The organism is Microbacterium sp. X-17, assembly GCF_039615055.1.
In genome coordinates this window covers 380,425-395,222 of the sequence record NZ_JBDHNI010000006.1, presented here as the reverse complement: position 1 = coordinate 395,222, position 14,798 = coordinate 380,425, and the positions used below count along the sequence as shown (strand labels likewise).

The 14,798-nt window shown below is 63.7% G+C and carries 15 protein-coding genes; 9 read left to right on the top strand and 6 right to left on the bottom strand.

Annotation, left to right across the window (positions count from 1 at the left end; all coding sequences use genetic code 11):
- The first annotated feature begins 35 nt into the window (after window positions 1-35).
- Genes ABCS02_RS28075 through ABCS02_RS28065 form a run of 3 tightly spaced genes read left to right on the top strand, consistent with a single transcriptional unit; the run spans window position 36 to window position 1,141 of the window.
- The gene (locus ABCS02_RS28075; RefSeq protein ID WP_345839001.1) at window positions 36-344 is read left to right on the top strand and encodes a hypothetical protein; all 309 of its coding nucleotides are present in this window, start codon (window positions 36-38) and stop codon (window positions 342-344) included.
- On the top strand, window positions 322-618 hold the full coding sequence (locus ABCS02_RS28070; RefSeq protein WP_345839000.1) for a hypothetical protein: 297 nt from the start codon (window positions 322-324) through the stop codon (window positions 616-618). Before ABCS02_RS28075 ends, ABCS02_RS28070 begins: the two co-directional genes overlap by 23 nt.
- Window positions 608-1,141: a hypothetical protein gene (locus ABCS02_RS28065; protein WP_345838999.1), complete on the top strand. Its 534-nt coding sequence runs from the start codon at window positions 608-610 to the stop codon at window positions 1,139-1,141. Before ABCS02_RS28070 ends, ABCS02_RS28065 begins: the two co-directional genes overlap by 11 nt.
- Window positions 1,142-1,428: 287 nt before the next feature.
- On the opposite strand, the gene ABCS02_RS28060 is transcribed toward ABCS02_RS28065, so the two are convergent.
- The gene (locus ABCS02_RS28060) at window positions 1,429-1,857 is read right to left on the bottom strand and encodes a hypothetical protein (RefSeq protein ID WP_345838998.1); all 429 of its coding nucleotides are present in this window, start codon (window positions 1,855-1,857) and stop codon (window positions 1,429-1,431) included.
- A 633-nt stretch (window positions 1,858-2,490) separates the two neighbouring features.
- Here ABCS02_RS28060 and ABCS02_RS28055 point away from each other — a divergent pair.
- Complete coding sequence (locus ABCS02_RS28055) at window positions 2,491-2,979, top strand: hypothetical protein (RefSeq protein ID WP_345838997.1); 489 nt, start codon at window positions 2,491-2,493, stop codon at window positions 2,977-2,979.
- Window positions 2,980-3,395: 416 nt separating this feature from the next.
- Here the strand turns inward: ABCS02_RS28055 and ABCS02_RS28050 are convergent, their stop codons facing one another.
- Window positions 3,396-4,106, bottom strand: a complete 711-nt coding sequence (locus ABCS02_RS28050) for a TetR family transcriptional regulator (RefSeq protein ID WP_345838996.1) — start codon at window positions 4,104-4,106, stop codon at window positions 3,396-3,398.
- 80 nt (window positions 4,107-4,186) lie between these two features.
- Here ABCS02_RS28050 and ABCS02_RS28045 point away from each other — a divergent pair, with 80 nt between their 5' ends.
- Together ABCS02_RS28045 and ABCS02_RS28040 are read left to right on the top strand one after the other, a co-directional pair.
- The gene (locus ABCS02_RS28045; RefSeq protein WP_345838995.1) at window positions 4,187-5,086 is read left to right on the top strand and encodes an SDR family oxidoreductase; all 900 of its coding nucleotides are present in this window, start codon (window positions 4,187-4,189) and stop codon (window positions 5,084-5,086) included.
- Window positions 5,083-6,258 (top strand): MFS transporter, encoded by a 1,176-nt coding sequence (locus ABCS02_RS28040; protein ID WP_345838994.1) that lies wholly within the window; start codon window positions 5,083-5,085, stop codon window positions 6,256-6,258. The genes ABCS02_RS28045 and ABCS02_RS28040 overlap by 4 nt, the downstream gene beginning before the upstream one ends.
- A gap of 16 nt (window positions 6,259-6,274) precedes the next feature.
- Here the strand turns inward: ABCS02_RS28040 and ABCS02_RS28035 are convergent, their stop codons facing one another.
- From ABCS02_RS28035 to ABCS02_RS28020, 4 genes are all read right to left on the bottom strand, one after another.
- Window positions 6,275-7,261, bottom strand: a complete 987-nt coding sequence (locus ABCS02_RS28035; protein WP_345838993.1) for a LacI family DNA-binding transcriptional regulator — start codon at window positions 7,259-7,261, stop codon at window positions 6,275-6,277.
- 62 nt (window positions 7,262-7,323) lie between these two features.
- A complete protein-coding gene (locus ABCS02_RS28030) occupies window positions 7,324-8,151 on the bottom strand; it encodes a carbohydrate ABC transporter permease (RefSeq protein WP_345838992.1) in 828 nt (275 codons plus the stop codon).
- Window positions 8,148-9,083, bottom strand: a complete 936-nt coding sequence (locus ABCS02_RS28025) for a sugar ABC transporter permease (protein ID WP_345838991.1) — start codon at window positions 9,081-9,083, stop codon at window positions 8,148-8,150. The genes ABCS02_RS28030 and ABCS02_RS28025 overlap by 4 nt, the downstream gene beginning before the upstream one ends.
- The gene (locus tag ABCS02_RS28020) at window positions 9,080-10,372 is read right to left on the bottom strand and encodes a sugar ABC transporter substrate-binding protein (protein ID WP_345838990.1); all 1,293 of its coding nucleotides are present in this window, start codon (window positions 10,370-10,372) and stop codon (window positions 9,080-9,082) included. The genes ABCS02_RS28025 and ABCS02_RS28020 overlap by 4 nt, the downstream gene beginning before the upstream one ends.
- 176 nt (window positions 10,373-10,548) lie before the next feature.
- On the opposite strand from ABCS02_RS28020, the gene ABCS02_RS28015 reads away from it, so the two are divergent.
- From ABCS02_RS28015 to ABCS02_RS28005, 3 genes are read left to right on the top strand one after another with little or no spacing between them, the layout of a single operon-like run.
- Window positions 10,549-12,510, top strand: a complete 1,962-nt coding sequence (locus ABCS02_RS28015; protein WP_345838989.1) for a glycoside hydrolase family 2 TIM barrel-domain containing protein — start codon at window positions 10,549-10,551, stop codon at window positions 12,508-12,510.
- Window positions 12,507-13,997, top strand: a complete 1,491-nt coding sequence (locus ABCS02_RS28010) for a mannitol dehydrogenase family protein (RefSeq protein ID WP_345838988.1) — start codon at window positions 12,507-12,509, stop codon at window positions 13,995-13,997. The genes ABCS02_RS28015 and ABCS02_RS28010 overlap by 4 nt, the downstream gene beginning before the upstream one ends.
- On the top strand, window positions 13,994-14,542 hold the full coding sequence (locus ABCS02_RS28005) for a PfkB family carbohydrate kinase (RefSeq protein WP_345838987.1): 549 nt from the start codon (window positions 13,994-13,996) through the stop codon (window positions 14,540-14,542). The genes ABCS02_RS28010 and ABCS02_RS28005 overlap by 4 nt, the downstream gene beginning before the upstream one ends.
- Window positions 14,543-14,798: the final 256 nt, after the last annotated feature.

Genomic DNA, 14,798 nt, shown 5'->3' with positions numbered 1-14,798 from the left:
AAATATAGCCATACGTTGTTCGATAGGACGCCGATATGGTTGAACGATTCCGCACTCACGGCGAGGCGCTGCGCCTTCGACCCGTTGCGATCCAGTTCCTGATGCGCATTGAAGCGATCCTTCCGCCGGGCGAGTTCGAGATCCACTACGGCACGACATTCGTCGGCGAGACCGTTCCCGAAGAGGTGGGCTGCGCCGGCGTCACCGTCTGCGGCATCGCTCGCTCTCTCACGGCTCTCGAATTCAATCTCGACGACGATCCCCTGGAGTACGCGGAGGCGCTGATCCGATACCGCGACCGCCTCATCGAGGAGCGGAACGATGCTGAACGCCCTCCCGAATGACACAGGTAGATACGTCGTCACAACCCGCAGCGGTTCCAAGTACACCTTCGATCTCGCCGCCGGCACAGTGTCCCGAGAGCTGGGCGATCGCTCCCGCCCCACCATCAACGACGGGACGCGTCCAATTCGTCAGGTGATCACCTGCGCTGTTGGATATCCCGGCTACTGGACGATGGAACCAGACGACGACGGCCTTGAGTACTACTGGCAGCTCACGAGCCCAATCATCACAATCGAATCCGTCGACGAAGGCGAGGCATCGCATGACGATTGATGTGATGTGGCTGTCGATGTACCTCACTGATCGGCTGAGTTCGCACAACGTCTCCTGGCTCGCGCGAGCATCCGACCCGTTGGATGCGTACCTGTGGGGCGAAGCGTTCGAGCGCGGGCCCGAAGACCCCAGCCCTGATCCCGACCAAGTGCAAAGACTCATGACCGCGTACGAGGCGTGGAACATCGTTGCCAAGAAGACCGACGAATGGGGAGTCCGACGCTGGTTCAACGATTGGAACGAGCTGCTCGGCGCAGCACCCCTTGACGCCATCCGGGCTGACCACCTTGAACAGGTGATCGAGGCTGCCAGTGTGGCCGAGCCGGAACCGGAACCCCACACCGAAGAGGCCTGGCAGGTGGCCCATAACGCATCACGTGAGCGTTGGCTCCGAACAGACATTGTCGCAGAAGGGCTCGATAACGATCTCTCGGCGGGTGTGACACCCTCAGAACCCAGAGTGCATCTTGACGCGAAGCGAAGGTCTCGTAAGGCGCCCGAGAACCCTGGGGATACCGACTAGCAGTTCAGCCGACGCGTGAAGATGCTGACCTTTCGCGACTGAATGGCCGCCCGCGTGAGGACCGCCCTGCTCTGGTACAGGCTCGATCGAATCTGACACAACTCAAGATCTCTCCGCGCCGAAGTGGCACTTACGGAAGCCTTTGTCACTTTCCCGGGCGCGTTTACTTCAACGCACAGTCAACCTAATCGATTGGCGAGTGCCCGGAGAATTGATCCGTTTGTCGGTCGCATCGCGACTGAGCTACATCCATTGTCTCGTTCTAACGAGAGTCGATCTACGCTGGCCTAACGACGCTCGATTCGGTCGTGGATCGACAGCGCCCCGTGGAACGGGTATCCGAGGTGCCTGAACATGAGGTCGCTGAACCGGCTGTCGATGGTGTTGGCGTAGTTTCCGCCCGCCATCGACCACTTACGCGTGAGGTGCCACACGCCTCGCTCCTGGTCGAACTCGGCCGGCGCGAGCGTGGCGTAGCGGCCTCTGTAGTCCGTGCGCACTTCGAGTCCGACCGGCGGTGCGTCGTTCAGTTGAGCCAGCGTACCGAGCGGCCGCGGGATTGGCGTGAGGTCGTGCCTGTCCACCAGGCCGACGCTATTGTGCACGACTCCGATCAGAGTCAGGCGGTGGTGCTTGCTACTGATGCCGCCGAGAGTGGCGTCGTCGCGATCGGCGCCGCGGAGGACGAAGAGACGGATTCCATAGTGTTCCTGCATAGTGCTCCTTGTTTGGTGTGGCAAAAGAGGGGCTCCCTTTCTCACTGACCCAGCTATGCCACCCGTGCGGGCTATGGCTGGAGCCGCTCTGCCAGACTTGGGCCGAGAGCGCGTGGTTCAGCATCTGCGTGAGCAGGTCCCTGACAGAACCGCGCCTCACAGACCCTGGTCGGGACCTCATAGTGCAGCTATGCGCGCCAGCGGGGCCACGGCTGGGTGGAAGGCTCTGGAAACGAACGATCAGGTACGGCTGCAGCTCGTCGCGCTCTGAGTGCAGTGGGTGGGTGGCTAGTCAGGAGCGTCGTGCGCGCTCAGCGCGGTCGACGGCGATCCCAGCCACGGTCAGCACGCCAACGATGACCGTGCCCCTCGCCACATGGCTGCCTGGGTGCTCGCTCCGCATGCATTGAACATCGCGTCCAAAGAGGACCGCAGTCATTTTGAGCCGCGTGCTCGTATGGCATGGCTTTGCGCTCCCTCAGCTCCTGCCAGATTCCCGGAAAGTCAACGATTTTGGATCACCTCGCGGTTAGCCGATCATGGCGCCGAGGTGCCGGGCTTCGTGGAATAGCGCCGAGAGTCCCCAGGGCCGCGCATTGAGGCATCCCACAAATTGGTCGCTAGCCTTATTGCGTGCTTCAAACTGTGCTGACGGCCGCCATCGCGGCTACGGTTGCATTCCTTCTCTCCGTGCTGAACGAGATCCTCCGGGAGCGTCGTGCGTTTCGGCATCGTTGGGACCGGGAGGTCCGCGAGTTGGCGTCGGACTACTTGGCCGCCACGCGGCGCCTGATGCACCTGGTCGGAAGCACGGCAAAGCTAAGCGCCGATGCAACCGAATTGGTCGACGCCCTACAGGAAGTTCGCATGCGGTGCAGTCAGCTCCTTCTTTTGGCTGACCCAAAACTCGCCGAAGCCTCTGTGAGGTTGCAGAGCGAGGCCTATGCGGTCGTTCAAGCGAAACTAGCTCGGACCACACCATCCGAGGCCCCGAATAGCCTCTCTGGGTTATACGAGGCGGTGAGAGAGTTCGTTCTCAAAGCTCGCGCCCAACTCGCGCTTCCCCGGATTGCAGGGGTGCAGCGAGCCGCCTACGAGCATGCCGACCAAATGCCGGAGTAGCTGACACGGACACCTTTATCCAGCTGAGACATCCATGGTCCTCAGGACACGGCACGCACGACGCGCCCCCGCGTGCGTCGGCTAAGGGGTGCAACTTGACAGCCGCGATGTGGGTTTCGACCAGAGAAATCAAACAGCGAGCAGCGGGAACGGAGCTGTTGGAACTCGTTATGATCGGCGGCCGGATCGGAACGAGGCTTGGAAGTCAGCACGCCGAAGGTGTTCCATTCAGCGGCGAGTGAATGCCTGCTCGACCAGAAGCGCAAAGATAAGCGGTCACCTCGACGTGCGGAGTCGAATCAGCAAATAAGACAAAAGGCGATGAAGCCGCCACCGCCGTCCAACCCAGAAACTGCGGCCGAAGAACGGACGTTTCCAGTGCGGAATCTATCGCGCGAGGCGACAATTCAGGAACGTCAGCGTCGGACCGCGGTCCGTCCGTTTCTCGGCTGATATTCGTCAGCCGCGACGACGGCATCAGCGAGCCCTGGCCCCGTGACCGCGCGCATTCCGTCAATCGCCGCGTCGATGCCCCCGATTATGCGCTGCCGGTCGCCGTTGTCGGCGCGAGCAATGAGCGCGGAACCCTGGAAGAGCACAAGCAGCATCTGCGCTTGAGATTGTGGAGAAGCGGCGGTGGTAACCTCACCGCGCTCCTGGGCGCGCGCGAGGGCGCGGGACACCGAATCGAGAAACCCGTCGAATGCGCTGCTCACGAGCTCCCGCGCCTCGTCATCGAATGGCACGAGCTCCGCGGTGGTATTTCCGACGAGACATCCGCGAGTGGGCGGCCGCCCGTCGGGGTCATTAAGTGTGGCCGGCGCGACGAGTATTCGCCTGAGCACCGGAAGCACTTCATCCGCCGTCTCCAGCATCGACACCAGCCTGTCGCGATTCTCGGTCGCATAGAGCTGCACTGCCCTGAGGTACAAGGCCCTCTTGTCACCGAAAGCGCCGTACAGACTCCCGCGCTGCAGCGAAAGACTGTCAACCAATTGCTCGATCGAAGTGGCTCCATAACCCTGAGCCCAGAAGAGGTCCCGCGCCTTCGCCAGAACCGTCGCTTCGTCGAATGCTCTCGGCCGCCCCGTACGTGTCATGAAAAAACGGTACGACTTCTTGACCAAGCAGTCAAGAAGTGTACTGTCGCTGTGGTGAGTTCTGGAACGCTCGCACAGAAATAGACATCATTGAAGGAGGATAAGCGATGAAAGTATTCGTGACTGGAGCGTCTGGGTTCATCGGCTCGGCCGTCATCAGCGAACTTCTCAGGGCGGGCCACGATGTCGCCGGCCTGGCGCGGAGCGACCGATCCGCGCTCGATATCGAGGCACTTGGTGCCACACCGATTAGGGGGTCGCTGGACCACCCCGAACAGTTGGCGGAGCAGGCGTCCGACTCGGGCGGCGTCATTCACCTTGCCTACCAGAACAGCAGCGGCGCCGAAGCGGCCGCTGCGACGGACCGTCGCGCGATCGAGACACTCGGTGAGGCCTTGGCCGGATCGGATCGCCCGCTGGTCATCGCGGGAGGCACCTTGACCCTGCCTTCCGGAAAGCTGGGCAGCGAGAAGGATCGACCGGACCCGGAGGGGGCTGCCTCGTTCCGGGGAGCGAACGAGGCTGTAGCGCTGGGCCTTGCCGAGCGCCGCGTGCGGGTGTCGTTGGTCCGGCTTGCGCCATGCGTGCATGATCGAGCTCGACGCGGATTCGTCGGCGCCCTCATCGACGCGGCCGAGCGCACCGGGGTATCCGGTTATGTAGGGGACGGCGCTCAGCGCTGGCCTGCAGTGCACCGCAAAGACGCTGCCGCCCTGTTTCGTACGTCACTCGAATCCGCACCGGGAGGGACCGTCGTGCACGGCGTCGGCGAGACCGGAGTCAGGCTGAGGGATATTGCCGAACTCATCGGGGATCGACTGGATGTACCCGTCGAATCCATCAGTGCAGAGAGCGCGGTCGAACACTTCGGTTGGATCGGGGCGCTCGTCGGCCTGGACGCTCCGGCGTCGAATGACCTGACCATGAACTTGTTGCAGTGGGAGCCGTGGCACATTCGGCTCTTGGATGACATGGCGAGTGGCGACTTCTTCGCGGGTGTGTCATGACGACCGACACACGTCGCTCACTGGGGCGCACCTCGCTCGCCATTCTTGCGCTGGGCACGTTCGCCCTGGGTATCGACGGATACGTGCTGTCCGGCCTGCTCCCCCAGGTGGCGTCGTCTTTGCACGTATCCCAGAGCACTGCTGGGCAGCTCACGACCTTGTTTGCTCTCGTCTATGCCGTCGGCTCGCCCGTGATCGCGACGGTGGCTGGACGCTGGGATCGCCGTGTCCTGCTCGCTGCGGGAATGACCGTGTTCGTGGCTGGCGTGATTCTGCAGGCTGTCGGGCCTATATTCGTGCTCGTCGCGATCGGACGCGTCGTCGCCGCGCTCGGTGCCGCCGGTTACCAGGCCACTGCTTACAGCACGGCCGGGATCCTGAGCGACGACAAGCACCGGGCCTCTGCGCTCGCGGTCGTCGCCGCCGGTAGCTCGGTCGCGCTCATCGCCGGCCTCCCATTCGGAATTTTGGTCGGACAAGCCCTGGGCTGGCGCGCCACGATGTGGATACTGGTTTGCCTTGGCGTCATCTCGATCGCGGCTGTCTGGCTGCTGCCGAGCGCCCATGCCCCCAAGCTCAGCCTGCGGGCGAGGGCGGGAGCGCTGACCGATCGTCGCGTCCTCAAGGTCCTGGCCGGGACGGTGGTCGTGCTGACGCCTGGCTTCCTCGTGATCGCTTACTTGCCGGCGATCCTGAACACGGGCGGCCCGCTCGTCGTCGTCACGATCCTCGGTTACGGGATCGGGCAGGTCTGCGGTACCGCCACCGCACCGAAGCTCATCAATCGTTATGGCCCCCGCACCTCCCTCGTCGTCGGCGCGGTCGGTGTGACCGTGGCGTCGGCAGGCTTGATCCTGACTCGCACGACACTCGTGCCAGCTGTGATCACGATGGCGGTTCTCGGTCTGAGCGTCGGACTCACGGTGGTGCCGCAACAGCATCGCCTCTTCGCGACCGTCCCCGAGTTGGCCCCTGTCGCTGTGGGACTCAATGGCTCGGCGATCTACATCGCCAGCGCAGTGGGAGCGGGCATCGGAGGTATCGCCATCGCGGGCGGCGCGGAGACGGCGACGATGGCATCGGCCATCATCGGCGTGCTCGCGATCGCCCTCGCGATGTTTCTCGCGCCGGAGCGCGGGAGAGCGCGCCGCGATGCGCAGCCCTCGACTTGATCCCGGATAACCTGCTTCAGCCTCGAAGCGTGCTTTCTCGCTCGATCAGTGAGAAAGCGATCACAACATCCGCAGCGGTCGGGGCGCTCACCTCGGGGGCAAGCACCCCCTCGACCGCCCGGCGCGCTATCTCCGCGGTATCGGGTGAGATAGTGGTCAGAGTCGGGGTCGCGTACGCCGACTCCTGGACGTCGTCCCAACCGACGACTGCAATGTCGCTTGGGACGCGAATTCCCGCGCTCTGCAGGCCCTTCATGACTCCCAACGCGAGCAGATCGTTGAAGCAGAAGAGCGCGTCGACATCCATGCCATCCTGTGCGATCTGTCGGCCGAATGCATAACCCGTCGCCCGCGTCCAGCTCGTCGTCTCGAATACCCTGTCGGGTCGCACGCCGAGCCCGGCGAGGCCGAGGGCGTCGCGAAATCCTTGCATACGCCGTGTCGCAGGCCCGGGGAGTTGCTGAAGCGAAGGGGCGCCGATGACGCCGACCTTCGTGCGACCGGACTGGATGAGATGTTCGGTGGCCATGCGGGCGGCGGCGACATTGTCAATCCCGATGTGGAGGAAACTGCCGGGAGACACACTTTCGCCGAGGAGGACCGTCGGGAAGTCCAGCGAGCGCTGTTCCAGGTCGCGTGCGCTGATCGCGAGGGGGCTCAGGATCAGACCGTCGATGAGGTTCGCCTGATAACCGTCGAGCACCTGAAGCTCACGTTCGCGTGTGCCGCCGGTCTGTTCGATGAGCAGCGTCGAGCCCTGCAACTCGGCGGCGCGCTGGACGAGGTCGGCCAGCTCGGCGAAGTAAGGAGCTGCGATTTCCGGCATCGCCAGCGCCAGAAGTCCGGTCTTGCCCTTTCTCAAACGCTGAGCAGACACATTCGGGCGGAAGTTGAGCGTGCTGATCGCGTCCTGGACGCGCACCCTGGTCTCCGGCTTTACGTGGACGTAGCCGTTGACGACATTGGACACAGTCCTCTGAGAGACGCCGGCAAGCTTCGCCACGTCTCGCATGCTCACAGGCATAGGTTCGGACTCCTATTCACAACCCTCCGGGAAGCATGACACTACTTCACGCTACCCGCTGTGATCCCACGCACGAGCGGCTTCTGCATGACGAGTGTGAACACCACGACTGGCCCGACGATCAACACGGCCGCAGCGCACATCTGCGCCCAGAGCAGGCGGTCCTGCGTAATGAAGCCGGAGGTGAACGCGGTCAGAGTCTCGGCCTGCGACTGACCCAGGACGACGGGGACCAGGAATGAGTTCCACGCGCTGATCCCAGTGAAGATCGAGGCGGCCACGACTCCGGGCGTGAGCATTGGGATGAGGATGTGCCGAAACAATTGATAGCGGTTCACTCCGTCCACGAAGGCGGCCTCCTCGATCTCGACCGGGACGGAGCGGAAGAATGCCAGCATGAGCCAGGTCACGAAGGGCGTGAACAGGCCGGTCTGCACGACGATGAGGGTGATCCAGCGATCATAAAGGCCTATCGCGCTCACGAGTTGATAGAGCGGGATGAGCAGCACGATCTGCGGCACCACTTGCACCAGGACCATCATCGTGACGAGGAGGCGGCGGCCGAGTACCCACAGCCGGCTGAAAGCGTAGGCCGCGAGTGTCCCGACAATGACCGAGAGGAGCGTCGTCCCGATGGTGGTGACCACGGTCGTCAGCGCGTCGGCCAGAAACGTTTGCGATTGGAACAGGCTGATGTAGTTAACGAGGGTCGGCGTGAAATGGAACGCCTGTGTCGCGGGGGCGTCGGCATCAACCTCTTGCTTGAAGGAGGCGAGCCCGATCCACAGCAACGGGAACAGCGCAAGGGCGCACGCGACGATCAGGACAACGTAGGCGACGACCTTCTGGGTGAGGACTGCGCGCTTCATACCTTGGTCAATCTGATGTAGAAGAAGTACACCGGGAACATGAGCACGGTCAGTGCGATGGCGATCGCCGCTCCGTGGCCGAACTCGAAGTATTGGAACGTGTCGTTGTACGCGAGGATCGAGACCGTCAGCGTCGATGTACCGGGGCCGCCTCGTGTCGAGGAATACACCTGGTCGAACATTCGCGCCGCGTCGACGATCCGCACAAGCAGCGCCACGGTGATCACGGGAAGGAGCATCGGAAGGGTCACGAAACGTGTGCGCTGCCACCAGCCCGCTCCGTCGAGGGAGGCCGCTTCGAGGGGCTCGGCGGAGAGGCCGGACATCCCTGCGAGGATCATCAGTACGAGGAACGGCGTGGTCAGCCAGGTGTCGAGCATGATGATGAAGACCCGGCCCCAGAGCGGGTCGGTGAACCAGGGAATGTTGATGCCGATAGCCTTCTCGGCGAAGAAGACGACGCCGATGTCTGGGGTGAACATGAAGCGGAACATCAGCCCGACGATCACCGGGGTGATCGTGATGGGGATGAGCAGGATCGTTCGCGCGACCTGGAAGAACCGCAGCTCGAGGTAGAGGAACGACGCGAGGGCGTAGGCGATCACGAACTGCAGCACGACTCCGAAGACGACGAAGATCGCCGTGACAGCGAGGGACTCGCCGAAGGAGGGCGTGAAGACCGCTTGTAGGTAGTTCTGGAGACCCACGAACTCGTTGCCGGCAGCGTTCGGGCCCTGATTGGTCACCGAGAGCCAGAGCGCGAAGACCAGAGGCAGGATTCCAGTGAAGACGACGAGCAGCCAGGTCGGTCCGATGAACGGGAGGGCTGACAGCCACCTCCTAATCCGGGTACGGGGCCGACGCCGCGTCGATAACGTGCCCCGCAGGGGGCCGCTGGTACGGCCCCCTGCGGTCTTGAGCGACAGGGTCACTGCTTGATCCTTCCGTCCTGGACGAGCAGCTGCTTCACCTGCTCGTTCAGAGACTTCATCGTGCTGGAGACGTCCGCGCCCTGGTTAGCCATCTTGCTCATCGCCTGGCAGACGTCTACCGTGATCTGGGTGAGCTCTGGGATGACGGGGAGGGTGGTCCCGGATTGGATGCTCGGAAGCAGATACTTCAGGTAAGGCAGCTCGCCGTTGTACTTCGTACTCTGCAGAGTGGACGTTCGACCTGGGACAGGGGCGCCGGCATCGATGAACTTCTGGACGTTGTCCTTGCCGAGGGCGAACGACAGGAAGTTCCACGCCGCCGCGGCGTGCTGCGTGTTGGCGTTGATGCCGATGACCCACCCCTTGAGGATGTTGGCTGGCTGGTAGGGGCCGACCGTCGCCGACGGAACGGGCGCGACGCCGATCTTGCCGACCGCCTTCGAGGACTTGGGGTCGTCCAGCGTGCCATACCAGCCCGACGGCTGGATGTTCTGGCCGACGTTCTGCTGAGTGAAGGCCGTCGCCGAGTCACCTGCCGTGCCAGCGAGGGTCGACGGCGGCGAGTACTTCGCTAGATCGATGGTGTCCTTCATCACGTCGATCGCCAGCTTGCTGTCGAGCAGGGGCTCCCCAGACTTCGGGTCGAGGAGGCGGCCACCGTTCTCGAGGAGGCGCTCGAAATATTCCGGTCCGGAGTCCAGGGTAGGACCGTACGGGCCGTCGAAACCGTAGCCGCCCGCGGCGCTGATGGCCTTGGCGGCAGCATCGACTTCGCTCCACGTCGTCGGCGCCTTCAGGCCCGCCTGATCGAAAAGGTCCGTGCGGTAGAAGTTCACGTAGGGTTCGGTCGAAAGCGGGATGCCGTACGATGTGCCATCGATCTGCGTGTACTCCTGCAGCGGCTTCTGGAAGTCGGAGAAGTCGTACGTCTTGTCGCTGGTGAGGTACTTGTCGAGCGGGAGTAGAGCGTGTGCTGGAACGATCGAGGCCAACTGCGGTTGATCGAACTGCGCGATGTCGAACGTCGCCGTCTTCGACTTGCCCGACAGCACGAGCTTCGTGGCGAGCTGATCGCCCGAGACCGTGACGAAGTCGATCTTGGTGCCAGTCTTCTTCTCGTAGGCGGGCGCGATCGCCTGCAGTGCTGTGGCGCTCGGACTGTTCGTCACCATCACTGTCAACTGTGACGCCGTCGTGCTCTGCGTCGAGGCGTTATTCCCTGAGCATCCAGCCATGCTTACCGCTACGGCGGCTGCGCCGATGACGGCGACCGCGGGCTTCATCTTCATTGATTCGCTCTTTCTTCTCGGGTCCCACCTGAGGCCTGTTGGCTTGGCGTCAAATTTGCCACGTAGCAAATTGGGGTTCGTCGGTAGTGTGGACGGTTTTATGCGCGAAGTCAAGTCAAATGTAATCCAAGTTTGCTACGTTGCAAAATAGTCGGGCATGAAGCAGGATGACCTTCATGTCGAAAGCCGCCCTCTCCCTTACCACCGCGCCTCTGTCCGACGACCCCGGACAACACCCGCGACCGCAACTACGTCGGGCGGCGAACCGTCGGCAGAGCCTCGATGGCACGTGGTCATTCGCGACCGACGATTCGGACGTCGGCCGTCGCGATCGTTGGTTCTCCAGTCTCCAAGGCCGTGATCCGTTCACATCGCCCATCGTCGTCCCGTTCCCGCCGGAATCCGATGCCTCAGGGATCGGAGATCGAGGAATTCACCCGGTGGTCTGGTACCGCCGGCCTATCGATGCGACGTCGCTCGCGATCGAGACCGGACGGACCCTTCTGCATTTCGGCGCAGTCGACTATCGGGCCGACGTCTGGCTGGATGGGCGGTATCTGGGCGGGCACGAGGGAGGGAGCACGCCGTTCCGGTTCGATGTCACCCAGATCCTCGCCGACTCCACAGGACCCGTCGAACTCGTCGTCCGCGCCGAGGACGACCCTCACGATATGGCCCAACCACGTGGCAAGCAGGAGTGGAGGCCGCAGCCGCACGGGATCTGGTACGAGCGGACGACCGGCATCTGGCAGCCTGTCTGGCTCGAGCACGTGCCCGACCTCCACGTCGAGCATCTGACCTGGGCGCCGGAAGCGGAGGCCGGTACGGTGACACTCCATCTCGACCTCGACCGGCGCCCGCCGGCCGGCACGCGCGTCCGCGTTCAGCTCACACTGGAGGGCGACGTACTGGCCGATGCGTCCTTTGCGGTGAACGAACGCCAGAACACGAACGTGCTCACACTCGCCCGCCATGCGAACGGCCAGGAGCAGACCTGGCTGCTGTGGTCTCCGGAAGCTCCGCGACTGATCGAAGCGACCATCGAGCTCGAGGCTCCCGGTTACGAGCCCGATGTCCTGTCCTCGTACTTCGGGCTGCGGAGCGTCGGCTGGCGGGACGGCCACTTCATGCTCAACGACCGTCCGTACTACCTTCGGGCCGTTCTCGAACAGGGCTACTGGCCGCTCTCGCATTTGTCTGCGCCCAGCGCCGACGCCCTCCGGCGCGAGGTCCAGCTCATCAAGGATCTCGGCTTCAACACCGCCCGCGTGCACCAGAAGGTGGAGGACCCTCGCTTCCTGTACTGGGCCGACCGCCTGGGGCTGCTGATCTGGGGAGAGAACGCCAGCGCCTACGCCTACTCGACGACCGCGGTCGAGCGTATGTCGACGGAATGGGCCGCGGTGATCCGGCGCGACAGCTCGCACCCCTGCATCGTCACCTGGGTGCCCCTCAACGAGAGCTGGGGCGTGCAGCAGATCGCGCACTCGCCGGCACAGCTCGACTACGCTCAAGCGCTCTACCACCTCACCAAGGCGCTGGACCCGTCGCGTCCCGTGGTCAGTAACGACGGCTGGGAGCACGCGGACTCCGACATTTGGACCGTGCACGACTACGGCATCACCCACGACGAACTCGCCGCGAACTACACCAATCGCGCCGTCGTCGATGGTCTCCTCGGAGGCATCGGACCGCTCGGTCGGCGGATGCGGCTGCTCGACCGCCCCGACCGCGGCCAGCCGGTCGTGGTCTCCGAGTTCGGCGGGGTCAGCTACGCGCCCTCCGGTTCCGGGGACGCCTGGGGCTACACATCGGCGACCAATCCGGAGCAGTTCGAACACCTCCTACGCGAGCTCTTCCAAGCTCTCCAGTCCAGCCCCGTGCTCGCGGGCTTTTGCTACACCCAACTGACCGACACCCGGCAGGAGGCGAACGGGCTCACCGATGCCGACCGAGTACCCAAGATCCCCGCCGAAGTGATTCGCTCGATCGTGCAGGGCGACGGCGTCGACACCAGCGGGCATCGCAGACCGAAGCAGCCGTCAGAGCAGCCGCATCCCGGGTCACCCGTCCCCGACGCGTCCGAGCCCCAGAACCACGTCCACTTCGAGGATCGCCACCAGGAGGTGTCACGATGAGCGGCGTCGTCAGCGGGGATTCGGAGATCCATACCGTCAGCTACGACCGGAGCCGAGTACACGCGGGGATCGTCCACTTCGGCGTCGGGAACTTTCACCGATCTCACCAGGCGATGTATGTGGACCGGCTGCTATCGGATCCTGCGACGTTCGATGCCGCCGCGAACTGGGGCATCTGCGGTGTCGGAGTATTGCCTACCGATATGCGGATGCGCGACGCGCTCCTCTCGCAGGGTTGTGAATACACCTTGGTCGAGCGGCGACCAGACGGTGCAGCGGCAGCCCGACGTGTAGGGGCGATCATCGAATACCTCTACGCTCCGGAGGAGATCGAGACCGTCCTCGAACAGCTGGCCGACCCTATGATCCGCATCGTGTCGCTGACCATAACCGAGGGCGGATACAACGTGAGCGACTCGACCGGCGCTTTCGACGCCACGAACACGGCCGTGCTGGCCGATGCCCGTCCGGACGCCAGCCCAGCCACCGTGTTCGGCATCATCGTCGCGGGCTTGAAGCGCCGACGCGAGCGCGGGATCGAGCCGTTCACCGTCATGTCCTGCGACAACATCGAGGGGAACGGGCACGTGGCGCGCCGAAGCGTCGTCTCGTTCGCACAACTCGTCGACCCAGAGCTCGCCGAGTGGATCGAAGTGTCCGTCCGGTTCCCGAGCAGCATGGTGGACCGGATCACGCCTGTCACCACCGACGCGGACCGGGAGTGGGTTGCCAAGGAGTTCGGCGCGGATGACGCGTGGCCGGTGATCGGCGAGAATTTCGACCAATGGGTCCTCGAGGACGACTTCGCATCCGGCCGCCCTCCGTTGGAGGACGCCGGAGTGCAGCTCGTCTCCGATGTCCGCCCGTATGAGCTGATGAAGCTCCGGCTCCTGAACGCCGGGCATCAAACGCTTGCCTTCAGTGGCCTCCTCAGCGGATTCCGTTACGTCCACGAAGCCGCATCCGACCCCGTGATCAGGGAGCTGACCCAGCGATACATGGATGCCGAGGCTTCGCCTACCCTCGATCCGGTGCCGGGCATCGACCTGCGAGCGTACAAGCTCTCGCTCCTCGAACGGTTCACGAATCCCTCGATAGCCGATACCCTGGAACGGCTTGCGACAGATACCTCGGACCGCATTCCCAAGTTCGTGATCCCGGTCATCCGCGACCTGCGCTCGAGCGGCAACAGGACACGCATTGGCGCCCTGATCGTGGCAGCGTGGGCGCGCTACGCAGAAGTCTGCGTCCAGCATTCCCTTCCCCTGCGGGATCGGCAGGAGACCGCCGTGCGGGACGCCGTGGACCGGATGCGCGCTCACCCATCGGGCTTCCTGGCGAATACCGACTGGTTCGGCGACCTGAGCGTCGATAAGGAATTCGTGGGTGACTTCACTGACGCTGTCGAAGCACTCCGGCAGACGCCGGATCCACGCACTGCGGTCCTGCGCATCATTCGGCACGGCCAGACGGAACCCGGCCGATGATGGAGCCGGAGATCCTCGTCATTGGTGAGGCACTCATTGATATCGTCCGGGAAGCCGACGGGACCACCTCCCGGCTTCCGGGCGGCAGCCCGACCTATGTCGCGGTGGGCCTTTCACGGCTCGGCCACTCCGTGACCGAACTGACCAGCCTTGGAGACGATGACGACGGAATGATTCTCCGTACGCACCTCCACGACTCCGGAGTACGCATCCACCTCAAGTCGAGGATCAACGATTACACGTCGCGCGCCGAAGTCGACCTGACCGCCGCCGGCGAGGCCGACCTCGAATTTGCAGTTACCTGGGCGATTCCGGACTCCATCCGATGGGACTCGTACGACATCGTCCACACCGGCTCGATCGCACTCGCCCTCGAGCCCGGCGCAAGCAGCCTCCTCAACCTCCTTCGTCATCGTCCGAAGCACGTCCTGCTGACGGTCGACCCGAACGTGCGGAGCCGGTTCCTCCCCACGGGCCGCCATCGAGACGATCGAGCCGTTCTTACGGGAAGCCGATGTTGTCAAGCTCAGCCAGAAGGACGCTGAACATCTCTATCCAGGCATTCGAGATCCGGATCGCATCCTGCAACACTTGCTCGACCTCGGACCTCACCTCTGTGCGATGACTCTCGGTGGGCAAGGGGCCATCCTCGCGAACGAGACCGCCAGGCAATGGGTCCCAGCAGCCTCGGATCACGTTGTCGACACCACCGGAGCCGGCGACGGCTTCATGGCTGCCTTGCTGGACGGGCTGCTATCGCTCGGCGTGGACCCGGCGTCTGCGAGCGCCGAGGCGCTCGAC